This is a genomic window from Devosia sp. MDV22-iso42 (assembly GCF_058629155.1).
Window position 1 is genome coordinate 110,299 of sequence record NZ_JBZVWR010000011.1, and the last position, 26,922, is coordinate 137,220.

Genomic DNA, 26,922 nt, shown 5'->3' on the forward strand with positions numbered 1-26,922 from the left:
TCGCGGGTGTGGCTCCCCCCCCACCGCCTATTGGCGGTCCCCCTCCCCGCAAGCGTGGGAGGCTGAGCTCCGTGCAAGCGGTTATTCGGCGGCCCAATTTCCGTACATGATCGGCATCAGGCCGACGAGCGCCTTGAAGCGATCCCAGCTCTTGCGCTCGGGGGTGGTCCAGCCGGCTTCGGCAATGGCCGAGAGGCGCGGGAAGACCAGGCGATCAAAGATGGCGCGGTCGGTCATGGATTCGCTCCAGATACAGGCCTGGATGCCCAGCAGGTGGGTCAGGCCCTGTTCGGAAAAGCCGGAGCGCGCCTCAAACTCATAGGTTTCCTGCGGGCCCGACCAGCCGGCCCAGCCGGCGCCAGGCTCGGCCCAGTTCACGCCATTGGCCATGTCGAGATAGTAGCGCTGACCCGGCGAGACGACGATGTCAAAGCCCTTCTCGGCCAGGGCGGCGTTAATCTCGACATTGCGCCAGCCGATGACGAAGCTCTTGTCCTGGTCGACCGCATTTCCATGCGCGGCCTCTTCCCAGCCGCCGGTAATGGCGCCCTTGGAGGCGATATATTCATGGACCCGCCGGACAAAGGCAGCCTGGATCAGCGCGGTCGGGGAGCCTTCGATCTCGTCGGCACCGTGGTAGACGCTCAGCTTGTTGAACTGACGCTCATGTTTGGCGCGCATCTCGGGACCGCCGAGCCTTTCGATCATGTCGAGGGCCAGCGGCGAGCCGGACCAGGCGGCCAGCGGCACCTCATCAGCGCCGAGGTGGAAAATGCCGGCGGGGAAGAGCTCGAGCACTTCGTCGACCACCGTCTCGATGAACTTGTAGACCGGCTCATAGGCCGGGTTGAGGCTGTTATTGGGAAAACCCTGTACCGACTGGTATTCGCCCTGCTCGGCGGGGTCACGCAGTTGCGGCAAGGCCTGCAGCGTGGCGTAGGAATGGCCGGGAATGTCGATTTCGGGGATGACCGAGATCGCCAGGCTATCGGCCAGGGCGACGATCTGGCGCACGACATTCTTGGAATAGTAGCCGCCCGTCGGATGCGGGCCGGAGCCGAGCAACGGCGGCAGTGCCATGCCGTGGCCGCGCCAGGCGCCGATCCGGGTCAGTTCGGGGAAGGCGTCGATCTCGATGCGCCAGGCCTCGTCTTCGCTGAGGTGCCAGTGGAACTTGTTGAGCTTGTTCCAGGCCATCAGTTTGAGCAGCTGGCTGACTTCGGCGCCGGAATAGAACTGCCGCGCCACGTCGAGATGGCAGCCGCGATAGGCAAAGCCGGGTTCGTCCGTAATGGTGCCGCCGGAGGGGAAGACGAAGGTCTGTGGGTACTGCCGCGCGCCGCGCAGGATCTGTCCCAGCGTGATCAGGCCATAGACCATGCCCTGGCGCGTGGTGGCGGCAACGGTGGCGGCATTGTCGGCAAAGCTGACTTCATAGGCCTCTACACCGAGACCTGCCTTGTGCTCGATCGTTACCGGCATGCCCGCTTCGGAAGCGGGGCGCACCAAGCCCTCCACCGGGAAGAGATCGGCGACGAGACCGGCAAAGGCGGCAGCCGCCCTGTCGGCGTCATCACCCTGCGGCTTGAGATCAAGGCCGGGAGGCGCAACGCGGGCGCCGGTGGTGGCAACCGATTTGGGCCAGGGAATGATCGACACGGAAACCGGCGCCTTGGCCGGAACGGGGAACCTGGCCGTGCCCTTGAGCAGGGGCGCATTGTGGCCCTTGCCCTGGGTCGGCGCTGTTGGCAGCGTGATGACGGTGCCGTCGGCCAGCGCGACATAGGCGGCATTGGCGCCGTCGCTCCAGTGGCGCAGGCCATAGGACAGGCCGCGCGCCACGGAACGCCAGGTGGCGCCGGGCTCGAGCACGAAACCATCGGGCGGCGCGATCAGGGTGTGGTTGGACAGGCGCTTGAGCAGCTTGCCATTTTCCAGCGTCGCGGTGGGATCGATGCGGGCGGGACCGGAAAAGCCCAGGGTGAAATCGGTGATCGCGATATCGCCGTCATTGGTCAGCTCAAGGCCATAGGCGAGTTCCTCGCCGTCGGTGGGAGGGTTCCAGGTGGTGGCAAGCGAAAGGGCGATCGTCATGGAATAGTCCTTCAGTAGACCTCATCCTGTGCGTGTCGAAGGAGGAGGTCGTGGCGGTTTCGGTGGCTGCGCCCCCGGATCAGGTCCGGGGCATGATCTCGTGGTTCTTGCCTTGGCACGCACACCATGAGGTCTACGTGGGGTCGGCGGTGAGCTAATCCCCCAGCGGCTGGGCGTCGTCGCCGTCGCGATTGACGACGAGCTGATGCTTGATGCGGCGCATGCTGGCGACAGCAGATGGGCCCAATCGCGTCGCCACGGTCTGCGCCAGCACATCGACCGTCGCCAGAAAGGCATAGCGGCCCGGCGTGGGACGGAGGATGTCGGCATTCTCGTGCCAGTTGACCGGCAGCAGGATGTCGGACTGGGCCGAGACGATGGAGGCCGAGCGGGTGATGACGATGCGAGTCAGGCCATATTCACCGGCCACGGTGAGGGTCTTGGCCAGCTGCGCATTGTTGCCCGACAGCGAGAAGGCGACGATGACGGTGCCGGCCGGGGCGGCGGCGGCGCGCATCATCTGCAGTTGATGGTCGTCGGTGGAGGCGACCTTGAGACCGAGGCGAAACAGCCGCGCCTCGACTTCGCCCGCCATCATCGAGGAGGCGCCACCCGAGCCGAAGGCGAGCACGAAGCTGGATTTGACCAGGCTCTCGGCCGCCCGCTCGACGGCAGCGAAGTCGAGGTGGTCGAAGGTCTCGTAGATGATGGACTGGATGCCGTTGACCACGCCCTGGGCAATCTCATGCACGCTGGAAGGACCGGCGGCAGGGGCGAAATAGCGCTGGCCGACAAAGCGCGACTGGGCCAGGCGGACCTTGAAATCGGCGTAGGAATCGCAACCCAGACGCCGGCAGAAGCGGGTGACCGTGGGCGGCGACACGTCAGCCTGGGCGGCCAGATCAACAATGGAGAGCTTGAGCGCCGCGTCGACATCGGCCAGCACGATTTCGGTCAGCGCGCGCTCGGAGCGGGTAAACGCGTTCTTTTCAGCCTGCAGCAGCCCAACGATATCCAGCATGTTCCCCGCTTCCCGTGGACGCCCGGACCGCTCAGTAGACGGCCAGGCCGGCAGAATCAAACAGGTGAACCTGATCAAGGGCGAAGCCGACTTCGCTGACCTCGCCTTCGGCGATCGCTGGGGCGCCCTCGAACAGGGCGATGAAGTTTTCCCCGCCCGGCAGGGTCGAATAGGCCACGGTGTGGATGCCCAGATGCTCGACAATATTGGGCGTGATCTTGAGGCTGAAATCGCCTGTGCCGAGCTGGAGATGCTCGGGGCGCACCCCCAGGGTAATGGCCTGCCCTGCGACTGCCGCCGACTCGCGCGGCAGGGCAATGCTGCCCAGGCTGCCCAGATCGACGGTCATGGTGGTGCCATCGGCCTTGGTGACGGTGCCATTGACGAAGTTCATCCGCGGGCTGCCGATAAAGCCGGCCACGAAGAGATTGTCCGGCTTGTGATAGAGTTCGAGCGGCGAGCCGACCTGGGAGATTTCGCCGGCGTCGAGCACGACGATCTTGTCGGCCATGGTCATGGCTTCGACCTGATCATGGGTCACATAGATCATGGTCGAGCCCAGGCGCTTATGCAGCTCCATCAACTCAATGCGCATTTCCGAACGCAGGGCGGCGTCGAGGTTGGACAGCGGCTCATCGAACAGGAAAATCTTGGGCTGGCGCACGATGGCGCGGCCGATAGCGACGCGCTGGCGCTGGCCGCCGGAAAGCTGGCCTGGACGATGCTGCAGCCGCGATTCCAGCTGCAATACCTTGGCGGCGGCGCCGACGCGGGCGTCGACCTCGGCCTGTGGCAGCCGTTCGACGCGCAGCGGGAAGGCGATGTTCTCATAGACCGTCATGTGCGGATAGAGCGCGTAGCTCTGGAACACCATGGCGATGCCGCGCTGGACGGGGGGCAGGTCATTGACGATCTTGCCACTGATGGAGATATCGCCCTGGGTAACGTCTTCCAGGCCGGCGATCATGCGCAGCAGGGTCGACTTGCCGCAGCCGGATGGGCCGACGAACACCACGAACTCGCCCTCGGACACTTCCAGGTCGATGCCCTTGATGATGCGGGCTTCGTTGAAGGACTTTTCGAGGTGCTTGAGGCTCAGCTGCGACATTGGTCGTCTCCGGTCGGCGGGACTTGATACCCGCGGGCAGGCATGGGGGAGCGAAGGGAGCCGCCGCCCCGCAAGGGGCGGCGACCAGGTCAGAAGAGCCTACTTGTACTGCTCGAGTTCGCCGGCAGCCTTGGTGAGGGCAGCAGCCGGTTCGGCGGCGCCGGTCACGACGGACTGGACCATTTCGATCATCACGTTCTGCAGACCGACATAGTCGGTGAACAGGGGCTCTGGGCCACCGAATTCGATGCCATCCAGGAAGGGCTTCCAGTATGGCTTCTCGGCGATCAGCGCGGCCGTCTGAGGCTCGAGCGGACGCAGCGGGGTCAGGCCCTGGGCCATTTCGGCAGCCCACTGGCGTTCGCCATCGGTGATGAACTTGGCGAGACTCACAGCCTGATCTTCCACACCGGTGCCCTTGAAGACAGCCAGCGCATCGGTGATCAGCAGGGTGCCGGGACCCTGGGCATCAGGCCCGAGCGGCAGATCGGCAACGCCCCAGTTCATGCCGGCTTCTTCGGCACGGAGGGCGGCACCGGGGGAGGCTTCGATCATGGCAACGCCGCCGTCCAGCCAGATGGCACGGACTTCGTTCTGCTCATAGGCGGTCGGGCCCTCTTCGGAATAGGGCACGATGTCCTTGAGCGCGGTAAGGGCGGCCAGGACCTGCGGCGAGTCGAGGGTGATGTTGCCCTCGGCGTCGATCACCGAACCATTGTTGGTGTAAACCCAGTGCAGGAACTGGTGCAGGGTGTTGTCGAAGGTCTTGGCGACCAGGCCATAGCCGGCTGCGTCGGTGTTTTCAGTGATCTGCTTGGCGAAAGCGATCTTTTCTTCCCAAGTCTTGGGTGGCACTTCCGGATCGAGACCGGCGGCCTCGAACAGGTCCTTGTTCCAGAACAGGGCCTTGGTCGAGAAGGCGACCGGGACGCCCCACTGGGTGCCGTCGAAGGTGACGGTATCGGGCACGTAGTTGTAATAGGCGGCCTTTTCGTCATCCGTCATCGGCACGGGGATGATCAGGTCGTTGAGCGCGAACTGCTTGAGCGTGCGCGAGCCGACATAGGCCAGGGAAACCGGCGTGCCGGCGGCAGCCAGTGTCGTCACCTTGTCCTGGCACTGACCCCAGCCGACGATCTCGGGGGCGACCTTGAAGCCCGGATTGGCAGCTTCCCATTCGGCGAAATATTCAGCATAGCCAGCGGTCAGTTCGTCACCACAGTTGATGAAGGTGATTTCCTTGACGTCCTGGGCAAAGGTCGCCGGCGCCGCTGCGGCCATGGCCAGCATCGAGACAGCGAGAAGTCCGATCGTTTTTTGCACGTGTAGTCTCCCTTGATTTGCGCCCCGAGAGGCGACTTCCCTCGACCGGTTTCTTGCGATCCCGGTTTCGAATGCCTTGGTAGTCTTACTGCTTCACGGCACCGGCGGTGAGGCCGGCGACGAGGTAGCGCTGCAGGAACACGATGACGATCATGACCGGCAGGATTCCGACGAAACTGGCTGCCATCAACTCGTTCCAGATCACTTCCTGCTTGCCGAAGAAGGCGAAAAGCCCCACCGGCAACGGCATGAATTCGGTCTTGGAATTGAAGGTCAGCGCGAAGATGAACTGCTGCGCATAGGCACCGATGAAGGTCATGATGGCGACCACGACGATGCCCGGCATGGCCAGCGGCAGGATGACCCGGCGCAGGGTATAGAGGCGGGAGGCGCCATCAACCCAGGCTGCCTCGTCGAGCTCCTTGGGGATGCGCATCATGTAGGTGCGCAGCAGCCAGATGGAGGACGGAATGAGAAAGGCAGCCCCGGGCACGATCATGGCCCAATAGGTGTTGAGCAGGCCCAACTGGCGCATCAGGCGGAAGAGCGGGATCAGCAATACCGCGCCCGAGAACATATTGACCGCCAGGAACCCGCCCAGCATCAGGCTGGAGCCGGGGAACTGGAAGCGGGCAAAGGCATAGGCTGCCGGCACGACGATGATCACCACGATCAGGGTCACGACCGAGGAGATGAAGAACGAGTTGAAGATGTGCATGCCCAAAGCCGGCACCGACTGCCACATGCTGAAATAGGCGTCGAACGAACCGTTCTTGGGCCAGAAACTGTAAGGCGTGGAGAACAGCAGGGCGAGCGGCTTGAGCGAGACCAGGAAGCCTTCGATGAAGGGCGCCAGGATGAAGAACAAGAAGACCGCCATGGCCACATACATCAGGGCCACTTCGTACCACTTGTAGCGATCGATCATGGGCTTGGTGGAACGGGCGCGCAGGAGCCTGGCGGGCTTGACCAGCGCCTTGCTGTCGGCGGCGGCAACTTCGGTGGTGCGGGCGACGTCACTCATTTGGCTTCTCCCTGCGACAGTTTCCGCACGGCGCGGAAGTAGACGATGCAGAACAGCGAGACGAAGATGCAGATGACCACCGCGCGGGCGGCGCCCTCGCCATATTTGCGGCTGCCCATGGCGGTCTTGTAGGTGTCGATGATCATGGTGGTGGTGGAGCCCGATGGGCCACCCTGGGTGAGGATCCAGATGATGTCGAAGGAATTGAAGGTGGCGATCAGGCTGAGCAGGCTCATGGTCAGCAGCGCCGGCACCAGCAACGGCAGGGTGATGCGGCGGAAGCGGTAGCCGCGGCCGGCACCATCGGTCCAGGCAGCCTCATAGAGATCCTTGGGGATCGATTGCATGGCAGCGAGCAGATAGATGGTAACCATGGGCACGCCGATCCAGACGTCGGTGACGATGGTGGCCCAGAAGGCGCTGTCGCCATAGGCCAGGATGGGCCAGGGCTTGTCGATGACGCCGAAGTTCTGCAACAAGCCAGAGATCATGCCGAACTGGCCATTGTACATCCAGCCCCACATGAAGATGCCGATGGCCATGGGGACGATCCAGGGCGGCATGATCAGGATGCGGAACATGGCCTGGCCGGGAATGGCGGCATTGAGCAGGGTGGCGCCAAGCGTGCCGATGATCATCTTGGTGGCGACCGAGAAGAAGGTCCAGATGAAGGTGCGGATGATGACTTCGGTGAAATTGCCGGCGCCGAAAATGCGCTCGTAATTGGCCCAGCCGACGAAACCGGAGGTCGGCCGCAGCGATGCGTTGGTGAAGGAAAGCACCACAGTATCGAACAGCGGATAGGCCACGATGATCAGGATGTAGATCAGGGCCGGCGCCAGCAGGGCCAGGGCGAAGAGGGAAGCGCTGCGGTTGCCGGTCATCGTTGCTCTCCTCAGCCCGCTCGCCCGAGGGCGGTGTCGAACTCTTGCCAGACCGTGGTCATGTCGATGACCGATTTTGTGCGCATGGCCCGGTCCATGGTCAGGGCCAGCAGACCAGCCTCGAGCGCGTCGGTGATGGATACCGGAAGCGGATCGCCATCGAGTACATGCTTGAGGATGTCCTCGGCCATCTGCTCGTCGGCGCCATAATGCTGGCTGAGTTCACTCAGCTTGTAGGCGGTGTCGACAAGGCGCTCGGACGTACGGCTGTCGGTGACGCGCAGGAAATTGCGGATGAAGTCGCCTTCGGCCATGCCCTGCGCGCCCATCACGGCAAAGCGGCGGAAATCGTCGGGGACATTGAGATTGGTGTGAAAGGTCAGCGCCGCGCCATTTTCGTACTGCACCATGGCGGTCTGGAAATCGATGATATCCCCGTCGCTGTCGAACACCTTGTCGCTGCCCTGCCAGCCGCTCGGCTTGCGGTGATAGACTTCCATGTCGTTGATGCCGACATTGGCGGGCGCATTGGCCGGAATGAACGTGCGGCGGCCGCCGAAGCTCGACACATATCGCGGCCGGCAGCCCATGACACCGTTGTAGAGGTCGAGGTCATGGCAGCACTTTTCCAGCATGAAGCTGCCCGAATAGCGCTCGTAGCGGCGCCAGTCGCGCATGAAAAAGGCGCCGTGATAGGGGGGGATGTGTTCGGAGGCCTCGATGGAGATGATGTCACCCAACTTACCCTCGGCTTGTGCCCGGCGCAGATCGACATAAAGCGGGGCATAGCGCAGCACGAGACCGACCATCAGGTTGTCTGAGCCGTACTGGGCGATCAGGCGGGCAATCTCCATTGTGTCTTCCACCGAGGTCACTACCGGCTTTTCGGTAAAGATCTTGAGACCGCGCTCCAGGCCAATGCGGATATGCTCAAGATGTAGATGATTGGGCGAGCCCACCATCAACAGGTCGAGCGGCTCGCTGTCGAGCATGGCTTCGAGACTGTCGAACTGGGTGCCCAGCGCCACGCCGTGCTCGGTGGCATAGGGCAGGCCGGCGGGCGCCGGATCAACAAAGCCGGCGATGGAGAAGTCATCCCGGGCGGCGGAAAAGACCCGCGCCAGATAGCCCAAACGATAGCCGAGGCCGATGATGCCTACCCGCATTGTGTTGCCCGTTATCCCTGTTTTTCCCGCCAATCTCTGCTGGATCGGTCGAGCATTCTGTAAACTATTTTCAAGATTAGGATCGTTCTGAAATCAATGTCAACACGAATCCGTCACAATGACAATACCAATATAAGCCACCCTGGCGGTTTGCTTAAACGGGCAGCATTTTGGCGCATTTCTGGGCGTTTAAGGAGTATATTGACTGATAAGCGGTGTGGACAAACCGGTAGAAAATCAGCAGATTGTCCAAATTGGTATTCATCTGGCTTCAGCGCGCTGTTCCGGACCGGAGCAGTTCTTTGAAAATTTAGAACACGGGGTCCGGGGCGTTGTCGCCATTCGGTCACCAGTATGAACGCATGATGTCTGCAGCCTGAACGCCCGCCCCTACACGCCATAACCAAGAGACCGATGATGAGCCGACACAACCCCTTTATCGACGATGCCGACCGCAGCGCCATCTGGACCATGCTGGTGGAGCGCGACATTGCCGCCTTTGTCGCCGCCGACTGGGCGCAGGTGGATGGCGACTTCGTCAAGGAGGGCTTTCTGGGCATCAATGGCGGCAAGTCGGGCAATCCCGACGACTGGCGCATCAGCTTTCCCACGCTCGAAGCCTATCGCGACGACTGGATCCGCCAGGCCCAGGCCAGCCAGAAGCTGGACTATGCCGAGGACGTGCTGGAGGGCATTCATCGCGCCACGCGCCTCACCGAAATCGAGATCAATGGCGACATCGCCATCGCGCACAAGAAGTTCGACGGGACGATCGCGCTCAGTGATGGCGGCCAGGATGTGCTCAACTGGCAGACGCTCTACTTCTGCCGCAAGGTCGATGGGGTGTGGAAGCTGACCGGGTTTGCCGGCTACCTGCCCTATCCGATGGGCTTGGCGGCGTCCCACTAGGGCAAATCGCTCCTGGGAACGATTTGAGCCGACAAGGCCATGAGAGCTGCGCTCGAATGGCGGGCAGCCCCCCTCATCCGCCCTTCGGGGACCTTCTCCCTCAAGGGGGGAAGGGTGACGACTGAAACGTTGAGGACATGATGCTTACCCCCCAGCGCCTGACCATGCTGATCTTCCTGCTGCAGCCGATTGCCTTTGGCTCCTGGCTGCCGCGGATACCGGATGTGCAGCAGGCCCTTGGCCTGGGGCCGCAGGGGCTGGCGATCGCCCTGCTCGGCCTGCCCTGCGGCACGCTGCTGACGCTGCCCTTTGCCGGGCCACTGGTGGGCCGGATCGGGCCGCGCCGGGCAATCGTCATCGGCATGGTGCTCTATTCCGTCGCCACCTGCCTGCCGGCGCTGGCGCTGACCCCGACCCTGCTGTTCGTTGCGCTGATGCTGGCCGGTTCGTCGCTGTCCTTTGTCGAGCTGGGACTGAACGTGCAAGCGGACCTGGTGGAAAAATCCACCGGCGCGGTGATCATGACCACCTCGCATGGCTTCTGGTCGGTCGGCATCATGCTGGGGAGCCTGCTCGGTTCGGGCCTCGCCGCGCTCGGCCTGACGGCAGGCCACGCCATCGCGCTGGTGGCCGTTGTGGTGCTGCCACTGGCGCTGGTGGTGGCAATTGCCCTGCCGGTGATGACCGCTGAACCGCCGAAAAACGGCAGCCAGCGCTCCGTCTGGGCGTTTCCGAGCTGGGCGCTGCTGGGCATCTGCTGCTTTGTCTTCGGCATCACCATGACCGAGGGGGCCATGGCCGACTGGTCGGCGATCTTCCTGCGCGATGCGCTGGGCGCCAATGCCGGCACGGTGGGGCTTGGCTATGCGGTATTTGCCATGATGGTGGCGGCAGGCCGCTTTGGCGGCGACACGCTGAAGCGCCGCTTCGGCGCGGTGAACACGGCGCGCCTCTGCGGCAGCCTGGCGCTTTTTGGCGCAGCGATCCTGTTTGTCGCGCCCAGCACACTGATCGCCCTGCTCGGCTTTGGCATTATCGGGCTGGGCGTCTCGGTGGGGTTCCCGCTGGCGGTGACCGCGGCGGCGAGCCTGACCGATCGCACGGCCTCGGCCAATGTCGCCATTCTGAGCTTTGTCGCCCTGCTGGGTTTCCTCGCGGGGCCGCCGGTGATCGGCTTTGTCGCCGAACATGCCGATATGCGGCTGGCCATTGCCTGCCTCGTGCCGGTGCTGCTGGTCAGCCTGCTGCTGACCGGGCGGCTGGCCACGTCGCCACCTATATCCCCCACCATTCGGGCATAGCCCGCATGGCCTTCTGACGATTTGTCCTACGGAGTGGTTCGACGATGCGTATTGCTGTTGCTGGCCTGCATACCGAATGCAGCACCTATAATCCCGTCCTCGCCCGCGAAGCCGATTTTCGCGTGCTGCGCGGGCCCACCATGCTCAAGGATGCCTATTTCGATTTCCTGACGCATTTCCCGGCCGAGTTCATCACCGTGCTGCATGCCAGGGCGATTGCCGGCGGGCCGGTGGAGGGCGCGCTCTATGCGCACTGGAAGGCGGAGATTCTCGACGGCATCAAGGCCGCGCTGCCGCTGGACGGGGTATACCTGGCCATGCATGGCGCCATGTTCGTCGAGGGGCTGCACGATGCCGAGGGCGACTTCATCTCCTCCGTCCGCGCCCTTGTCGGGCCGGATGTGCTGATCGCGGCCAGCTATGACCTGCATGGCAATGTCAGCCAGAAGATCATCGACAGCCTCGACATCTTTTCCACCTATCGCACGGCGCCGCACATCGACGTGCAGGACACGATGCGCCGGGCCGTGACCATGCTGGTGCGGGCCCTGCGCTCGGGCCAGCGCCCCGTGGTGGCCTGGGCGCCGGTGCCGGTGCTGTTGCCGGGCGAGCGGACCTCGACCCAGGATGAGCCGGCGTGCAGCTTTTACACCCAGTTGCAGGCGGTCGAGGACCCTACCGGGATCTGGGATGCCTCGTTCCAGGTGGGCTATGTCTGGGCCGACGAACCACGCGCCACGGCCTGCGCGGTGGTGACCGGCACCGACCGGCTGGCCATGACAGCGGCAGCCCGCACGCTGGCGCAGGACTATTGGGACATTCGCGAACAATTCGTGTTCGGCACGACCACGGGCAGTATCGAGGACTGCGTCGACTGGGCGCTGGAAGCGACCACCGGACCGGTGGTGCTGGCCGAGTCGGGCGACAATCCGACCGGCGGCGGCGTGGGCGACCGGGCCGAGGTGCTGGCTGAACTGATGGCCAATGACGCGCAGGGCGTGGTGTTTGCCGGCATTGCCGACAAGGCGGCGACCGACGCGGCCTATGCGGCGGGCGTTGGCGCGAACATCAGCGTGACGATCGGGGGGAGCCTCGACCCGTCCAGCGTGGTCGTGCAGACCGAGGCCGAGGTGAGGTTCCTGGTCGAGACCGGTGAGCCGCACCTGCGCGAGGCGGTGCTGCGGATCGGCGGCATCGATCTCGTGGTCACGGCCCGCCGCCGGCCGTTCCACAATATCGCCGACTTCACCCGGCTCGGGCTCGACCCGCGCGCGGCCAGGATCGTCGTGGTCAAGTCGGGCTATCTGTCGCCCGAGTTGGGGCCGATCGCCAATCCGAGCCTGATGGCGCTGTCGCCCGGCGTGGTGGACCAGTTCGTCGAGCGGCTGGAGCGCCAGCACAAGAGCGTGCCGCAATATCCGTTCGACAAGGACTTTGCCTGGGCGCCCACCGTGCTGTGGTCCAGGCTGGCCGAGACGCGCTGAGCGGCGCCACGGCGCAACCCATCGTGGCTGCGGCTCAGCCGCGGTCACGATGGCCTGAACTCAACTGCAATAGATGCCGTAGAGCGTGGTCAGGATCATGCGCACGTCATCGGAGGCGATGGCGTAGAACACCTGCTGCCCCTCGCGCCTTGTGGTGACGAAATTCCAGGCGCGCAGCTTGGACAGGTGCTGGCTGAGCGGGGACTGCGCCAGCCCGACGCGCGCCTCCAGATCGCTGACATTCATCTCGCCATCGAGCAGACAGCAGAGAATTCTCAGGCGCTTGGCATTGGCCATGGCGGTCAGCAGACGCGATGCCTGCTCGGCATTGGCCTCAAGTTTTGCGATTTCCATCTTGACCATATTAGAATGTTCTAATAAACATATATTCACGTTGATTAGCACTCAAACCCCTCACTCGGCAAGGAGCAGTTCATGAAAGCCAATATCGGCAGCGTCGACCGGATCATTCGGGCCCTGCTCGGACTTGTCCTGGTGCTGGCGCCCTTCGTCAGCGGCCTCGCCCTGTTCGCCGAACCGGTCTGGCTATGGGGCAGCGTGGTGGTGGGCGTGGTGCTGATCGCCACAGCCAGCATCAACTTCTGCCCGCTCTATGCGCCATTCGGCCTGTCGACGCGCAAGCCGGACGGCCGCTGAAACGATGCCCTGCCAGACAAACAGATACAGGAAATGACCATGACGTCCCTTCCCTTCACGCCTGAACTTGACGTGCATCCCGAGGTCACCGCCTTCTTTGACGAACCGACCAATACCATCAGCTATGTGGTCAAGGATCCGGCCTCGAACGCCTGTGCCGTCATCGACTCGGTGATGGACATCGACTACGCGGCCGGCCGCATCACCTATGACGGCGCCGACGCGATCATCGCCCATATCGAAAAGCACCAGCTCAAGCTGGAATGGCTGATCGAGACGCATGTGCATGCCGATCACCTGTCGGCGGCGCCCTATATTCAGGGCAAGCTCGGCGGCAAGCTGGGCATCGGCGAAAATATCCGCATCGTGCAGGAAACCTTCGGCAAGGTCTTCAATGAAGGCACCGAATTCCAGCGCGATGGCAGCCAGTTCGACCGGCTGTTCACCGATGGCGACAGCTACCAGATCGGCGGCCTGACCGTGCATGTGATGCATACGCCGGGTCATACCCCGGCCTGCATGACGCATGTAGCGGGTGACGCGGCCTTTGTCGGCGATACGCTGTTCATGCCCGATGGCGGCTCCGCCCGTGCCGATTTCCCCGGTGGCGATGCGCGCACGCTCTATCGGTCAATCCAGCGCGTGCTGGCCCTGCCCGGCCAGACAAGGCTGTTCATGTGCCACGATTATGGCCCCAACGGCCGCGACATCGCGTGGGAAACCACGGTGGCCGACGAGATCGAGCACAATATCCATGTCGGCAAGGGCACCGACGAGGACACCTTCGTCAAGATGCGAGAAGCCCGCGACGCAACGCTGGCCATGCCCAAGCTGATCATCCCGTCGCTGCAGGTCAACATGCGCGCCGGACAATTGCCGCCCAAGGACAAGGACGGCAAGACCTATCTCAAAGTGCCCGTGAACGGATTGTAGCCATGTGGCCCTTCACCTCTTCCAAGCCGAAAGACCGAAAAATGAACCTCAAGAAGATTGCGCCTGACTTTTCGACCACCGGCCAGATCACGCCCGAGCAGATCAGGGACGTGGCGGCAGCCGGTTTCAAATCGATCGTCTGCGCCCGCCCCGACCAGGAAGATGCCAACCAGCCGGCTTTTGCCGAAGTCGCCAAGGCGGCCAAGGCGGCGGGCCTGGAAATCGTGCACATCCCGGTGTCGGGCATGCTCGGCGAAGGCCAGATCATCCGCTTCCACGACGCCTGGCAGTCCATGCCCAAGCCGATGCTGGGCTATTGCCGCTCCGGGATGCGGGCGGGCAGCCTTTACGCCACGCTCTGACCAATGCGGCCGGCCCGATACGGGCCGGCACGCTGCCGCCGCGCCCTGCGGCCGAAAGTAGGCCCATATTTCTCGACCCCTTCCAATATCTGCTGGGCACGCTTTCGGGTGGCCTGGTCGGCTTCACGCTGGGCCTGTTCGGCGGGGGTGGCTCGATCCTCGCCGTGCCGCTGATGGTCTATGTGGTGGGCGTGCCGGTGGCCCATATGGCGATCGGCACCAGCGCTATTGCCGTGGCTGCCAATGCGGCGGCCAATCTGGTGGCCCATGCCCGGCGCGGCAATGTGCTGTGGCGCTGTGCCATCATCTATACGGTGGCCGGCGTGGCCGGCGCCTTTTTCGGTTCGCTGCTGGGCAAGGCCATGGATGGCGAGAAATTGCTGTTCCTGTTCGCCCTGCTGATGCTGGTGGTCGGGGCACTGATGTTCCGCGGCCGCGGCAATCCGGGCACGCCGGGCGTGACCTGCACCCGCGAAAAGGCGCCCAAGGTTGTCGGCTATGGCGGACTGACCGGGCTGCTGTCGGGCTTTTTCGGCATTGGCGGGGGCTTTCTCATCGTGCCGGGCCTCGTCGCCTCGACCGGCATGCCGATGCTCAACGCCATCGGCTCGTCGCTGCTGGCCGTGACCGCGTTCGGGCTGACCACGGCGATCAGCTATGCCTTTTCCGGTTTTGTCGACTGGCCGCTGGCGGCAGTGTTTGTCGGTGGCGGCGTGCTGGGCGGGCTGCTGGGCACCCGCGTGGCGGGACGGCTATCGAGCAGGAAGGGCGCGCTCAACATCGCCTTTGCCGGGCTGATCGTGGTGGTGGCGCTCTATATGGCAGCGCGCACGATCACCGCGTTTTTCTGAGCCGCCTGGCGGCGGCCCGATCAGCCCTGCTGCGCCAGAATCCGCGTCAAGGAAGCGGAGGCCTGCAGGATATGCTGGCGGGTCAGGTCGGCGGCGCGCTCGGCGTCGCGGGCACGGCAGGCGTCGACAATCTGCTGGTGTTCGAGAATGGCGCGCTCGCGGCCATGGGCCAGCGCCAGCTGGGCGCGGATATAGCGCTCGACCCGATCATTGGCCTTTTCGGCGGCGGCGAAGAAATAGGGCAGGCCGGCATCGACATAGAGGGCGGAATGGAACAGGCGATTGAGGTCGCCCCAGCGCCCGGCATCGTCCTCCCGGGCAAAGGCATCGCACAGGCTCTGGGCATGATCGAGCGCCTGGGCGCTCATGCGCGGCACAGAGTGGGCGATCAGCTTGGGCTCGATGGTGGCGCGGAAATCAAAGATCTCCTCGATCTCGGCGCTCGACATGCGGCTGACCACGACGCCCTTGTAGCGCACCGAATTGACCAGGCCGATGGCCTCAAGGCGCTTGAGCGCCTCGCGCACCGGGATGCGGCTGACATTGAACATGCGGGCAATGGCGTCCTGGCGCAGGGTCTGGCCCTCGGCCAGTTCGCCACGGATGATCGCCACGCGCAGGGCATCATGGATGACATCTGACGAGGAGGCGCCCGCCCCCAGATCGGAAGCATGCGCACTGAGCTTTTCGATCAAACCACTTCCTCCACGGGCTGGAATGACCCGGCTTTTACCGGTGCCGGAGACCCGCCACAATCGCCGTGTGCTGCTATCAACATAGCATGTTGTATATTGGATACAATCGTGCAAATCTTTGCGTCTGAGAGCCTGGCGCAGGGGAACAATGCCGGGCTCGACCACAGGGAGACTATCGATGAAAACTGTCGCACTTCTCGCCACCACCGCCATTGCCCTGGCCTTCGCCGCGCCAGCCTATGCGGATATGACCATCGGCATTCTGGTGCCCACCACGGGTTCGGAAGCCACCTATGGCCAGGATATGGCCAATGCCGTGAACCTGGCGATCACCGAAATCAATGCCGCCGGCGGCATCATGGGCGAACAGCTGATCTCGGTGATCGGCGATGACGGCTGCGATCCGCAGGCGGCGGTGAACGCGGCCAGCAAGCTGGCCTCGTCGGACGTGGTGGGTGTGGTGGGCGGCTATTGCTCGGGCGCGACCGTGCCGACGCTCAAGATCTTCGGCGATGCCGGCATTCCCTTCGTCATCGCGGCCGCCAATTCGACCAAGCTGATCCCGGCCAATCCGGGCAATGCCTTCATGATCAACTCCACCGGCAATGACCAGGTGACCAAGGCTGTGGAATATTTCACCGCCCAGGGCGTCAAATCGCTGGCCATCGTCAACCAGGGCGACGCCTATTCGCAGGACCTGGCCGACCTGACCAAGACGGCCTGGGAAGGCGCCGGCAACACCGTTCCCGCCTTCGAGGTCGCCAACAAGGGCGAGCAGGACTATTCGGCCATTGTCACGGCGATCCGCTCGGCCAATCCGGATGCCGTGTTCTGGACCGCCTATTACGCCGATGGCGGCCTGCTGATCCGCCAGCTGCGCCAGGCCGGCTACCAGGGCAAGATCGCCGTGGGTGACGGCTCCAATTCGCCGGAGCTGTTCGCCATTGCCGGCTCGGCCGCCGAAGGCGTGGTGGGCTTTTCCAACCCGACCGCCGAATTCCTGCCCGAGGCCAAGGACTTCATCACCGACTATATCGCCGCCTATGGCTCGGCCCCCGGCCCCTATGCGCCGCTGGCCTATGACGGCATGAACCTGCTGGCCGAGGCGATCAAGGCCGCCGGCAGTGCCGATGCGGCGGCGATCACCGAAGCGCTCAAGGCCAGCGATTATACCGGCATTGCCGGGCAGATCACCTTCACCCCGGAAAACACCCTGGCCCGCTCCAACTTCGTGGTGCTGCAGGGCGCCGGCGGCAAGTGGGCGCTGGCTGACTAGACAGGCTGAACCCCGACCCCGCCGCCCGTTGTGGCGGCGGGGTCGACCACAATGACTGAGGCGCCCGGGGCGGCCGGTGGGGAGCTTGTGAATGTCGGTCTTTGATATCTTTGCGCAGCAGCTGGTGAACGGGCTGGTGCTCGGCTCGTTCTATGCGCTGGTGGCGCTGGGCTACACCATGATCTTCGGCGTGGTGAAACTGCTCAATTTCGCGCATGGCGACATCTATATGGTGGGCGGCTTTATCGGCTTCCTCGTGCTGTCGGTGGTGGCGCCGATCGTCGGGCCGGGCTGGAGCGGGGTGGCCGTCTCCATGGTGGTGGCGATGATCGCGGTGGGTTTTCTCGGCGTCGTCATCCAGCGCATTGCCTATCAGCCGATGCTCAATGCGCCGCGGCTGTCGATCCTGATCACGGCGCTGGCGGTGTCGCTGGTGCTGCAGAACGGGGTGCTGACGCTGACGCATGGGCAGTACCAGCCGATGGGCGCCGATCTCGGTTTTGGCGGGGTCAATCTGGGCCTGCTGTTCATCAGCAATAATCAGATGATCCTGGTCGGCACGGCGGCGGCGCTGATGATCGGGCTCGAGCTCTTCGTCTCGCGCACCCAATATGGACGGGCCATGCGGGCCATTTCCATCGACAAGGACATGTGCCGGCTGATGGGCATCAATGTGACGGCAGTGATCGCCGTGACCTTCTTCATCGGCTCGGCGCTGGCGGCGGCGGCCGGCACCATGGCTGGGGCCTATTATGGCTCGGTCTGGTACTTCATGGGCTTTCTGATCGGCATCAAGGCGTTTACCGCCGCGGTGATCGGCGGCATCGGCTCGATCCCCGGCGCCATGCTGGGCGGGCTGATCCTGGGGCTGCTGGAATCCTTTGGCACGCAGATCCCCGGCATTGGCAGCGAGTGGAAGGACGTGTTCTCGTTCTCGGTGCTGATCCTGGTGCTGGTGCTCAAACCGACGGGCCTGTTGGGCAAGTCCGAGCAGGAGCGCATGTAACATGGCTCAGACCCGCTCGAACCTCTTCAACAATCTGATCGCGCAATTCGATACGCCCTGGAAACGCTATACCGTCTTCGCCGTCATCCTGGCGCTGCTGCTGGTCGCGCCCATATCGCTGGGGCCCTATGCCACGGTGATCCTGACCAATGCGCTGCTCTACGTCGTGCTGGCGCTGGGGCTCAATGTGGTGGTCGGCTATGCCGGCCTGCTCGACCTGGGCTATGCGGCCTTCTTTGCCGTCGGCGCCTATACGGTCGGCATCCTGACCCACACCTTCGGCTTCAATTTCTGGCTGACGCTGCCGGTGGCCGTCGGCGCGGCGGTGGTAGCCGGCGTGGTCATCGGCACGCCAACCCTGCGGCTGCGCTCGGATTACCTCGCCATCGTGACGCTGGGCTTTGGCGAGATCGTGCGCTTTACCGCGCGCAATCTCGACATTACTGGGGGGGCCAGCGGCATTTCGGGCATCCAGCAGCCCTGGCTGTTCGGCTGGCACATCAATACGCCGTTCGAATTCTACTATGTGTTCGTGGTGCTCGCGGTCATCGCGGTGATTGTCAGCGTGCGGCTGCAGCATTCGCGGCTGGGCCGGGCCTGGCTCTATGTGCGGCATGACGAGGACGCGGCCGAGGCGATGGGCATCGACACGGTGCGTGTCAAGCTGGCGGCCTATGTGATCGGCGCCATTTTCGGCTCGATTGCCGGGGCGTTTTTTGCCGTCAATCTGGGCGCCATCTCGCCGGAGAGCTTCTCCTTCCAGCAATCGGTGCTGATCCTGATGGCGGTGATCCTGGGTGGCATGGGCAAGATCCCCGGCGTCATCCTGGGGGCCTTCATCGTGGTGCTGGCGCCCGAACTGCTGCGCGACATGGGCGAATTCCGCCTGCTGCTGTTTGCGGTCGGGCTGCTGCTGGTCATGCTGTTCCGGCCCAGCGGCATCTGGCCGGTGCGGGGGAAATGAGCATGAGCAATCCCCTTCTGGCTTTGCGCGGCGTCAATCTCAGCTTTGCCGGCAATACGGTACTGGACAATGTCGACTTTTCCGTCGGGCGCGGCGTCATTGCCAGCCTGATCGGCCCCAATGGCGCCGGCAAGACCTCGCTGTTCAACTGCATTACCGGCTTTTACAAGCCGCAGTCCGGGTCCATCAAGGTGGATGACCAGGAACTGCTTGGCCTCAAGCCGCATCGGGTAACCCAGGCCGGCATTGCCCGCACCTTCCAGAATGTGCGGCTGTTCCAACAGATGACGGTGCTGGAAAATGTCATGAGCGGCAGCCATTGCCGCTCCAAAGCCGGGGCGATTGCCGCCATTCTGGGCCTGCCCAGCCAAAGGCGGGAGGAGGCCGAGATCCGTGCCCATGCCATCGCGTGCCTGGCTTTTGTCGGCATTGCCGAGGAGATGGATCGCGACGCGACAAACCTGGCCTATGGGCACCAGCGGCGGGTGGAGATCGCCCGGGCACTGGCGACGCGGCCCAAACTGCTGCTGCTGGACGAGCCGGCGGCCGGGCTCAATGCCGGCGAGAAGGCGGACCTGCTTACGCTGATTGGCCGAATCCGTGACGAGCTCGATATTTCGGTGCTGCTGATCGAGCATGACACGGGCATGGTCATGAAGATTTCCGAGACCATCACCGTGCTCGACCATGGCGTGGTGATCGCCGAGGGCAAGCCCAAGGACATCCAGGCCAATCCCAAGGTGATCGAGGCCTATCTGGGCCAGGAAGACGGGGAGGACCTGCTGTGAGCACGGCACCGCAAACCATCCTCGAACTGGAAAATGTTACCGCCGGCTATGGCAAGATCGTGGCGCTGAACGGCATCAGCCTCAAGGTGACGACCGGCTCCATGGTGACCCTGCTGGGCGCCAATGGCGCGGGCAAGACGACGACGCTGAAAACCATTTCCGGGCTGGTGCGCGCCTCGGGGGGCCGCGTGCTGTTCGAGGGTGACGACATTACCCGGGTGCCGGCGCATGAGATCGCCCGGCGCGGCCTCGTCCATGTGCCCGAGGGCCGCCACGTGCTGCGCGGCCTCAGCGTGCGCGAGAACCTCGAGCTGGGCGCCTTTACCGTCAAGGATGCGGCCACCCGCCGCCAGCGGATGGACGAGGTATTTGGCCTCTTCCCCGTGCTGGCCAAGCGCCAGCATGGCGACGGCTCGCTGCTGTCGGGGGGCGAGCAGCAGATGCTGGCGATCGGAAGGGCGCTGATGCATGGGCCGCGGCTCTTGCTGCTGGACGAACCCTCGATGGGGCTGGCCCCCAAGCTGGTGATCGAGACCATGCAGATCATCAAGCGGCTGAGCGAGGCGGGCACGACGATCCTGCTGGTCGAACAGAATGCAAGGCTGGCGCTCAAGCTGGCCCATTACGGCTATGTGCTCGAAAGCGGGCATATCCGCATGCAGGGCGAGGCAGCGGTGCTGCGCGCCGATACCTCCATCGTCCAGGCCTATCTGGGCGACTGACCTTTTTCAAACCTGAGACTGAGAGACTGACATGACTGACAATTGGCAAGGCGTTATCCCGGCTTTGATGACCGAAATGAAGCAGGGCGGCGCGCTGGACATGCCGGCGACGGCCCGCCACGTGGAATCGAGCCTGAAGGCCGGCTGCGAAGGCTTCATCATGCTGGGCACGCTGGGCGAGAACTCCTCGCTGAGCCTGGATGAAAAGGAACTGGTGGTCCGCACCGCCGTGGAAGCCGCCAATGGCCGCGCGCCGGTGATTGCCGGCGTTGCCGAATATACCACCGAGCTGGCCATTACCGCCGCCAAGCGGATGAAGGCTGCGGGCGCCGACGGGCTGATGGCGCTGCCGACCATGGTCTATCAGCAGGATGCGCGCGAAGGCGTCGAGCACTTCAAGACGCTGGCCAAGGCCGTCGACCTGCCGATCATGATCTACAACAACCACGTGGCCTACAAGCTCGACCTGATGCCCGAGGATTTCGCGGCGCTGAGCGACCAGAAGAACATCGTGGCGGTCAAGGAATCCAGCCATGACAGCCGCCGCATCACCGACATGATCAATGTGCTGGGCGACCGCTACGACCTGTTCTGCGGCGTCGACGACCTGATGCTGGAAAACGTGCTGTTTGGCGCAGTGGGCTGGGTGTCGGGCATGACCAACAGCTTCCCCAAGGAAGCGGTGACCATGTTCAAGCTGGCCAAGGCCGGTCGCGTCGCCGAAGCGCTGGCGATCTATCGCTGGTTCATGCCGGTGCTGCATCTCGATACCAAGGTCAAGCTGGTGCAGTATATCAAGCTGGCCAATCAGATGGCCGGCGAAGGCGCCGAATGGGTGCGGGCTCCGCGCCTGACGCTGATCGGCGAGGAACGCAAAATGATCGAAAAGATCGTGCAGACCGCCATCGATACGCGGCCACAGCTGCCCGTCCTGTAGCCCGATCGGCAGACCGCCAAATGGGCAAGGCCGCAACGGCTGATATCGTCATTGTCGGGGCCGGGATCATCGGGCTGTCGGCAGCGTTCCGCCTGCAACAGGCGGGACGCCAGGTGACCCTGATCGACCGCGCCGGCATGGCGCAGGGCGCCAGTTTCGGCAATGCCGCGGCCTTTGCCTTTACCGATGTGCTGCCGATGGCGGCCAAGGGGATGCTCGGCAAGGTGCCCGGCTGGCTGATGGACCCCCTGGGGCCACTGAGCATTCCGCCGGCCTATCTGCCGCAGATCACGCCCTGGCTGGTGCGCTTCTGGCGCGCCGGCTGGCGGGACAAGCGCGATGCCAGCATCGCCGCGCAGGTGGCGCTGATGGACCTGGCGCGCAGCGAGATGGCTGACCTGACCAAAGCGGCCGGCACCGCGCATATGGTGCGCTCGGACGGCTCGCTTGAGCTCTATGAGAGCGAGGCGGAATTCACCGCCAGCCTGCCCGGCTGGGCGGTGCGGCAGGAGCATAACATCGGCTTTGAGCATGTGCGCGGGGCGCGGCTGGAAGAGTTGCAGGCGGGCCTGTCGCCGCGCTTTGTCGCCGGGACCTTCGTGCCGCAATGGCAGACGGTGAGCGAGCCCTATGAGTTTGCCTGTGCGCTGGGCGAGGCGGTGCTGGCGCAGGGGGGCAGCCTGCTGACCAAGGCCGTGCGCAGCGTCGTGCCGGGCAGCGGCGGGGTGGTGGTGACGCTGGAGAGCGGCGCGCAGATCGCCGCCAGGCAGGTGGTGATTGCCTGCGGCGCCTGGTCGAAACCGCTGGCGGCGGCGCTGGGCGACAGGGTGCCGCTCGACACCGAGCGAGGCTATAATACCACCCTGCCCGCCGGTGCCTTCGCGCTGCAGCGGCAGCTGATCTTTGGCGGGCATGGCTTTGTCGTGACGCCGCTAGCCAATGGCATTCGCGTCGGCGGCGCGGTGGAACTAGGCGGGCTCGACCTGAAGCCCAATTATGCCCGCGCCGATGCCATGCTGAAAAAGGCGGCCGGCTTCATGCCCGGTCTCAAGACCGAGGGGGGCAAGCAGTGGATGGGTTTCCGCCCGTCCCTGCCGGACAGCCTGCCGGTGATCAGCTATGCCAGCGCCTCGCCCGACGTGGTCTATGCCTTTGGGCACGGCCATCTGGGGCTGACGCAATCGGCAGCGACGGGGCGGTTGGTGGCCGAGCTCATCTCCCGCACCAAGCCTTCAATCGACATCACGCCCTTTGCGGCGACACGTTTCTAATCCGGACATCAGACCATGGCACGACACAGCTTTTTTTGCGTAGACGGACATACCTGCGGCAACCCGGTGCGGCTGGTGGCCGGCGGCGGACCGCTGCTCAAGGGCGGCAGCATGCTGGAGCGGCGCGCCGATTTCCTCGCCAACCATGACTGGATCCGCACCGCGCTGATGTTCGAGCCGCGCGGCCATGACGTGATGTCGGGCTCGATCCTTTATCCGCCCAATGACCCCGCCAATGACATGGCCATCCTCTTCATCGAGACCTCCGGGTGCCTGGCCATGTGCGGCCACGGCACGATCGGCACGGTGACCATGGCGATCGAGCAGGGGCTGATCGTGCCCAAGGTCGAGGGCGTGGTGCGGCTGGAAGTCCCGGCCGGGCTGGTGATCGCCGAATATACCAAGGTAGGCGACTATGTGGAGGAGGTCAAAATCACCAATGTGCCCTCCTTCCTCTACAAGACCGATCTCGAGGTCGAGTGCCCGGACCTCGGGCTGCTCACGGTCGACGTGGCCTATGGCGGCAATTTCTATGCGATCGTAGATCCGCAGCAGAACTTTTCCGACATGGACCAGTTCTCGGCGGCCGATCTTATCCGCTGGAGCCCGGTGCTGCGGCAGCGGCTGAACGCGGCGCACAGTTTCGTGCATCCCGAAAAGCCCGGCATCAACGGGCTGAGCCATATCATGTGGACCGGCGCGCCCAAGACGCCGGGCGGCACGGCGCGCAATGCGGTGTTCTATGGCGACAAGGCGATCGACCGCTCGCCCTGCGGCACCGGCACCTCGGCGCGCATGGCGCAGTGGTATGGCAAGGGCAAGCTCAAGGCTGGCGACGCCTTCATCCACGAGAGCATTATCGGCTCGATCTTCAAGGGCCGAGTGGAAGAAACGCTGACGGTCGGCGGCCTGCCGGCCATCGTGCCCTCGATTGCCGGCTGGGCGCGGATGACCGGGCTCAACACGATTTTTATCGATGACCGCGACCCGTTCAAGCACGGGTTCCTCGTCAGCTAACCCAAGGACACAGTGCCATGAAGATTACCGCCATCACCGCCTGGCAGGTCGACCTGCCGCTCAAGGAGGGGCGCTACAGCTGGTCGAACGGCAATTTCGTCGAGGTATTCGACACCACGGTGGTGGCAGTGGAAACCGATGCGGGGATTACCGGCTATGCCGAATGCTGCCCGCTGGGCTCGGCGTACTTGCCGGCCTATGCGCTGGGCGTGCGCAGCGGGCTGCAGGAGATCGGCCCCAAACTGCTGGGCATGGACCCCACCAACCTGGGCGCAATCAACCGGCATATGGACGCTGTGCTGCGCGGGCACAATTACGTCAAGGCGCCGATCGACATTGCCTGCTGGGACATATTGGGCAAGCTGACGGGCCTGCCGGTTTATGCGCTGCTGGGCGGGGCGGCGCAGGACAAGGTCGCGCTCTACCGCGCCATATCGCAGCAATCGCCCGAGGAGATGGCGGCCAAGATCGCCGGCTATCGCGCCGAGGGCTATACTAAGTTCCAGCTCAAGGTGGGCGGCAATGCCGACGAGGATATTGCGCGCATCCGCGCCTGCCGGGCGATCCTGAAACCCGGCGATATCCTGGTGGCCGATGCCAATACCGGTTGGACCCGCGCCGAGGCGGCCCGCGTGGTGGCAGCAGTGGCCGATGTCGACGTCTATATCGAGCAACCCTGCATGACCTATGAGGAGTGCCTGTCCATTCGCCGCCGCACCGGCAGGCCGTTCATCCTCGACGAGGTGATCGACAATGTCGGCTCGCTGGTCAAGGGCCTGGCCGAGGACGCCATGGACGTGATCAACCTCAAGATTTCCAAGGTCGGCGGGCTGACCAAGGCGAAACTGATGCGCGACCTCGCGGTGGCCAGCGGCATTCCGATGACCATCGAGGACACCTGGGGCGGCGACATCACCACCGCCGCCATCGCCCATCTGGCGCGCTCGACGCCGGAGGAGTTCTGCTTTTCCGCCACCGACTTCAACAGCTATGGCACGGTGTCGATTGCCGAGGGCGCGCCGGAGCGGGTCATGGGCTTCATGACCGCGTCGGATGCGCCCGGGCTGGGCGTGACGCCGCGGATGGACGTGCTCGGCACGCCGGCGCTGCATATTGCCTGACCGACTTTTCCAAGGACCTGACATGCGCTCCACCCGCTCGATCAACATCGTTTCCTGCCATGCCGAGGGCGAGGTGGGCGATGTCATCGTCGGCGGGGTGGCGCCGCCGCCGGGCGAGACGATCTGGGAGCAGTCGCGCTGGATCGCGCGGGACCAGAGCCTGCGCAATTTCGTGCTGAACGAGCCGCGCGGCGGGGTGTTCCGCCATATCAACCTGCTGGTCCCGGCCAAGGACAAAAGGGCGGTGATGGGCTGGATCATCATGGAGCCCGAGGACACCCCGCCCATGTCGGGATCGAACTCGATCTGCGTGGCGACGGTACTGCTCGATACCGGTATCGTGCCGATGACCGAGCCGGAAACCCGCATGGTGCTGGAGGCGCCGGGCGGGCTGGTCGAGATCGTGGCGCAGTGCCGCGATGGCAAGGCGCAGTCGATTACGGTGCGCAATGTTCCCAGCTTTGTCGACAGGCTCGACGCCACCATCGAGGTCGAGGGGATCGGCACGCTGACCGTCGACACGGCCTATGGCGGGGACAGTTTCGTGATTGCCGATGCGCGGGCTTTGGGCTTTGCCATTGTGGCAGACGAGGCGCGCGAGCTGGCCGAGACCGGCATCCGCATTACCAGGGCGGCCAATGAGCAGCTGGGCTTTACCCACCCGACCAATCCTGACTGGGCGCATATCTCGTTCTGCCAGCTGGCCGGGCCGCTCGAGACGGTGGACGGCATGCTGAGCGGGGCCAATGCGGTGGCGATCCAGCCGGGCAAGATCGACCGTTCGCCCACCGGTACGGGCTGTTCGGCGCGCATGGCGGTGCTGCAGGCGCGCGGGCTGATGGGGGTGGGCGACCAGTATCTGGCCCGCTCGATCATCGGCTCGACCTTTCACTGCCGGCTGGAGGCTCTGACCGACCTCGCGGGCACGCCGGCGATCATTCCCACGATCACCGGCCGCGCCTGGATCACCGGGACGCGGCAGGAAATGCTCGACCCGGCCGACCCCTGGCCGGCCGGCTATCGGCTGTCGGATACCTGGCCGAAGATCAATTAATTAGGCGTGATCGGCGGCGGTGAGGGCGACGGCGGCGGCGAGATCTTCGAGCGCCGTGCCGACCGACTTGAAGGCGGTGATGGCGCTATCGCTTTGCCGCCCCGGATGCTCCCCGCGGCACAGCATGGCCAGATCGGCGAGGAGACCCTCTGGGGTCAGCGTGCCGGCGGCGATCGGGATGGTGATGTCGCCGGTTTCCTTGCTGGCGCCCTCGAACGTATCGACGAAAATGCCCCCTGCCCGCGCCAATACCGCATCATCGGCCTCGCGCATGTCGGTGCGGAAGCTGCCGACGAGATCGACATGGGTGCCGGGGCGCAGCAGCGCGCCGAGCACGATGGGCGTCTTGCTCAGTGTGGCGGTGCTGACGATGTCGGCGTCGCTGACCGCGCTGGCGAAATCGGTTGAGGTGACCACGCTGGGCGCGATGGGGCCGAGTTCATCGGCCAGGGCCTGGGCCTTGTCCAATGAGCGGCTGCACAGGGTCAGCTTGTCGATGGCGAAGATGGCGCAATAGGCCTGGGCCAGGTTCTTCGAGACGCGGCCGGTGCCCATGATCACCAGGTTGCGGCTATTGGTGCGCGCAAGAAAGGTCGCGGCCAGCACCGAGGCGGCGGCGGTGCGGCGGGCGGTGAGTTCGCCGCCATCGATCTGGGCGCGGATGGCGCCAGTCTGGCCGTCGAACAGGGTATAGACGCTGGCCACGGCGGGCAGGCCGCGCTGGTCATTTTCCGGGAATACGGTGACCAGCTTGACGCCGATATGCTTGCCCGGCTGCCAGGCCGGCATGAGCAGCAGGTTGCCATTGATGGCGTCGCCGCCGACATGCAGGTGCTGGCGCAAAGGTGCCTCGACACCCTCGGCAAAGGCGGTCTTGAGGGCGGCAAGCAGGACGGGCCAGTCAAGGCCCTGGCGAACGTCAGTAGCGGAATAGGTTTTCATGGCCGGCACTAT

General features: G+C 64.2%; 27 protein-coding genes. 17 read left to right on the forward strand and 10 right to left on the reverse strand.

The window, feature by feature from the left end; translation table 11 throughout:
* Positions 1 to 81: 81 nt before the first annotated feature.
* The 7 genes from AC4NN3_RS13960 to AC4NN3_RS13990 all read right to left on the reverse strand — a co-directional run bounded on the left by AC4NN3_RS13960 (position 82) and on the right by AC4NN3_RS13990 (position 8,620).
* Positions 82 to 2,094, reverse strand: coding sequence for a beta-N-acetylhexosaminidase (locus AC4NN3_RS13960; RefSeq protein WP_491927697.1), 2,013 nt, complete (start codon positions 2,092 to 2,094; stop codon positions 82 to 84).
* 154 nt (positions 2,095 to 2,248) lie between these two features.
* Positions 2,249 to 3,115: a MurR/RpiR family transcriptional regulator gene (locus AC4NN3_RS13965; protein WP_193337082.1), complete on the reverse strand. Its 867-nt coding sequence runs from the start codon at positions 3,113 to 3,115 to the stop codon at positions 2,249 to 2,251.
* A gap of 31 nt (positions 3,116 to 3,146) precedes the next feature.
* Positions 3,147 to 4,223: an ABC transporter ATP-binding protein gene (locus tag AC4NN3_RS13970; RefSeq protein WP_491927698.1), complete on the reverse strand. Its 1,077-nt coding sequence runs from the start codon at positions 4,221 to 4,223 to the stop codon at positions 3,147 to 3,149.
* A gap of 99 nt (positions 4,224 to 4,322) precedes the next feature.
* Positions 4,323 to 5,513 (reverse strand): extracellular solute-binding protein, encoded by a 1,191-nt coding sequence (locus AC4NN3_RS13975; protein WP_491927870.1) that lies wholly within the window; start codon positions 5,511 to 5,513, stop codon positions 4,323 to 4,325.
* Between the two features lie 118 nt (positions 5,514 to 5,631).
* Entirely contained in the window at positions 5,632 to 6,474 is an 843-nt protein-coding gene (locus tag AC4NN3_RS13980; protein WP_491927871.1) for a carbohydrate ABC transporter permease, read from the reverse strand.
* Between the two features lie 92 nt (positions 6,475 to 6,566).
* The gene (locus AC4NN3_RS13985; RefSeq protein WP_491927699.1) at positions 6,567 to 7,454 is read right to left on the reverse strand and encodes a carbohydrate ABC transporter permease; all 888 of its coding nucleotides are present in this window, start codon (positions 7,452 to 7,454) and stop codon (positions 6,567 to 6,569) included.
* Between the two features lie 11 nt (positions 7,455 to 7,465).
* Entirely contained in the window at positions 7,466 to 8,620 is a 1,155-nt protein-coding gene (locus tag AC4NN3_RS13990; protein WP_491927700.1) for a Gfo/Idh/MocA family protein, read from the reverse strand.
* A gap of 417 nt (positions 8,621 to 9,037) precedes the next feature.
* On the opposite strand from AC4NN3_RS13990, the gene AC4NN3_RS13995 reads away from it, so the two are divergent.
* From AC4NN3_RS13995 to AC4NN3_RS14005, 3 genes are all read left to right on the forward strand, one after another.
* Positions 9,038 to 9,529: a hypothetical protein gene (locus AC4NN3_RS13995; RefSeq protein ID WP_491927701.1), complete on the forward strand. Its 492-nt coding sequence runs from the start codon at positions 9,038 to 9,040 to the stop codon at positions 9,527 to 9,529.
* Positions 9,530 to 9,666: 137 nt separating this feature from the next.
* Positions 9,667 to 10,830 carry an MFS transporter gene (locus AC4NN3_RS14000; RefSeq protein WP_491927702.1) on the forward strand — a complete coding sequence of 388 codons (1,164 nt, stop codon included), beginning with the start codon at positions 9,667 to 9,669 and terminating at the stop codon, positions 10,828 to 10,830.
* Positions 10,831 to 10,874: 44 nt separating this feature from the next.
* Positions 10,875 to 12,314, forward strand: coding sequence for a M81 family metallopeptidase (locus tag AC4NN3_RS14005; RefSeq protein ID WP_491927703.1), 1,440 nt, complete (start codon positions 10,875 to 10,877; stop codon positions 12,312 to 12,314).
* A gap of 60 nt (positions 12,315 to 12,374) precedes the next feature.
* On the opposite strand, the gene AC4NN3_RS14010 is transcribed toward AC4NN3_RS14005, so the two are convergent.
* Complete coding sequence (locus tag AC4NN3_RS14010) at positions 12,375 to 12,677, reverse strand: ArsR/SmtB family transcription factor (protein ID WP_491927704.1); 303 nt, start codon at positions 12,675 to 12,677, stop codon at positions 12,375 to 12,377.
* Between the two features lie 72 nt (positions 12,678 to 12,749).
* On the opposite strand from AC4NN3_RS14010, the gene AC4NN3_RS14015 reads away from it, so the two are divergent.
* The 4 genes from AC4NN3_RS14015 (at position 12,750) to AC4NN3_RS14030 (ending at position 15,117) form a co-directional block, all read left to right on the forward strand.
* Complete coding sequence (locus AC4NN3_RS14015; RefSeq protein WP_491927705.1) at positions 12,750 to 12,971, forward strand: YgaP family membrane protein; 222 nt, start codon at positions 12,750 to 12,752, stop codon at positions 12,969 to 12,971.
* 39 nt (positions 12,972 to 13,010) lie between these two features.
* Positions 13,011 to 13,904: an MBL fold metallo-hydrolase gene (locus AC4NN3_RS14020; protein ID WP_491927706.1), complete on the forward strand. Its 894-nt coding sequence runs from the start codon at positions 13,011 to 13,013 to the stop codon at positions 13,902 to 13,904.
* A 41-nt stretch (positions 13,905 to 13,945) separates the two neighbouring features.
* A complete protein-coding gene (locus tag AC4NN3_RS14025) occupies positions 13,946 to 14,266 on the forward strand; it encodes a protein tyrosine phosphatase family protein (RefSeq protein WP_491927707.1) in 321 nt (106 codons plus the stop codon).
* A 65-nt stretch (positions 14,267 to 14,331) separates the two neighbouring features.
* Entirely contained in the window at positions 14,332 to 15,117 is a 786-nt protein-coding gene (locus AC4NN3_RS14030; RefSeq protein ID WP_491927872.1) for a sulfite exporter TauE/SafE family protein, read from the forward strand.
* A 20-nt stretch (positions 15,118 to 15,137) separates the two neighbouring features.
* On the opposite strand, the gene AC4NN3_RS14035 is transcribed toward AC4NN3_RS14030, so the two are convergent.
* Positions 15,138 to 15,812, reverse strand: coding sequence for a GntR family transcriptional regulator (locus AC4NN3_RS14035; protein WP_491927708.1), 675 nt, complete (start codon positions 15,810 to 15,812; stop codon positions 15,138 to 15,140).
* Between the two features lie 178 nt (positions 15,813 to 15,990).
* Between AC4NN3_RS14035 and AC4NN3_RS14040 the strand changes: the two genes are divergently transcribed.
* The 10 genes from AC4NN3_RS14040 (at position 15,991) to AC4NN3_RS14085 (ending at position 25,968) form a co-directional block, all read left to right on the forward strand.
* Positions 15,991 to 17,088 (forward strand): branched-chain amino acid ABC transporter substrate-binding protein, encoded by a 1,098-nt coding sequence (locus AC4NN3_RS14040; protein ID WP_491927709.1) that lies wholly within the window; start codon positions 15,991 to 15,993, stop codon positions 17,086 to 17,088.
* A gap of 91 nt (positions 17,089 to 17,179) precedes the next feature.
* On the forward strand, positions 17,180 to 18,094 hold the full coding sequence (locus tag AC4NN3_RS14045) for a branched-chain amino acid ABC transporter permease (RefSeq protein ID WP_491927710.1): 915 nt from the start codon (positions 17,180 to 17,182) through the stop codon (positions 18,092 to 18,094).
* Between the two features lies 1 nt (position 18,095).
* Positions 18,096 to 19,058 (forward strand): branched-chain amino acid ABC transporter permease, encoded by a 963-nt coding sequence (locus tag AC4NN3_RS14050; protein ID WP_491927711.1) that lies wholly within the window; start codon positions 18,096 to 18,098, stop codon positions 19,056 to 19,058.
* Between the two features lie 2 nt (positions 19,059 to 19,060).
* Entirely contained in the window at positions 19,061 to 19,846 is a 786-nt protein-coding gene (locus tag AC4NN3_RS14055) for an ABC transporter ATP-binding protein (RefSeq protein WP_491927712.1), read from the forward strand.
* Complete coding sequence (locus tag AC4NN3_RS14060) at positions 19,843 to 20,568, forward strand: ABC transporter ATP-binding protein (RefSeq protein WP_491927713.1); 726 nt, start codon at positions 19,843 to 19,845, stop codon at positions 20,566 to 20,568. The genes AC4NN3_RS14055 and AC4NN3_RS14060 overlap by 4 nt, the downstream gene beginning before the upstream one ends.
* Positions 20,569 to 20,599: 31 nt before the next feature.
* Positions 20,600 to 21,505, forward strand: a complete 906-nt coding sequence (locus AC4NN3_RS14065; protein WP_491927714.1) for a dihydrodipicolinate synthase family protein — start codon at positions 20,600 to 20,602, stop codon at positions 21,503 to 21,505.
* A 20-nt stretch (positions 21,506 to 21,525) separates the two neighbouring features.
* Positions 21,526 to 22,776, forward strand: coding sequence for an NAD(P)/FAD-dependent oxidoreductase (locus tag AC4NN3_RS14070; protein ID WP_491927715.1), 1,251 nt, complete (start codon positions 21,526 to 21,528; stop codon positions 22,774 to 22,776).
* 15 nt (positions 22,777 to 22,791) lie between these two features.
* Complete coding sequence (locus AC4NN3_RS14075) at positions 22,792 to 23,793, forward strand: 4-hydroxyproline epimerase (protein ID WP_491927716.1); 1,002 nt, start codon at positions 22,792 to 22,794, stop codon at positions 23,791 to 23,793.
* Between the two features lie 17 nt (positions 23,794 to 23,810).
* Positions 23,811 to 24,914 carry a cis-3-hydroxy-L-proline dehydratase gene (locus tag AC4NN3_RS14080; RefSeq protein WP_491927717.1) on the forward strand — a complete coding sequence of 368 codons (1,104 nt, stop codon included), beginning with the start codon at positions 23,811 to 23,813 and terminating at the stop codon, positions 24,912 to 24,914.
* Positions 24,915 to 24,936: 22 nt separating this feature from the next.
* The gene (locus AC4NN3_RS14085) at positions 24,937 to 25,968 is read left to right on the forward strand and encodes a trans-3-hydroxy-L-proline dehydratase (RefSeq protein WP_491927718.1); all 1,032 of its coding nucleotides are present in this window, start codon (positions 24,937 to 24,939) and stop codon (positions 25,966 to 25,968) included.
* Here the strand turns inward: AC4NN3_RS14085 and lhpI are convergent, their stop codons facing one another.
* Positions 25,969 to 26,910 (reverse strand): bifunctional Delta(1)-pyrroline-2-carboxylate/Delta(1)-piperideine-2-carboxylate reductase, encoded by a 942-nt coding sequence (gene lhpI, locus AC4NN3_RS14090; protein WP_491927719.1) that lies wholly within the window; start codon positions 26,908 to 26,910, stop codon positions 25,969 to 25,971.
* Between the last annotated feature and the right edge of the window lie 12 nt (positions 26,911 to 26,922).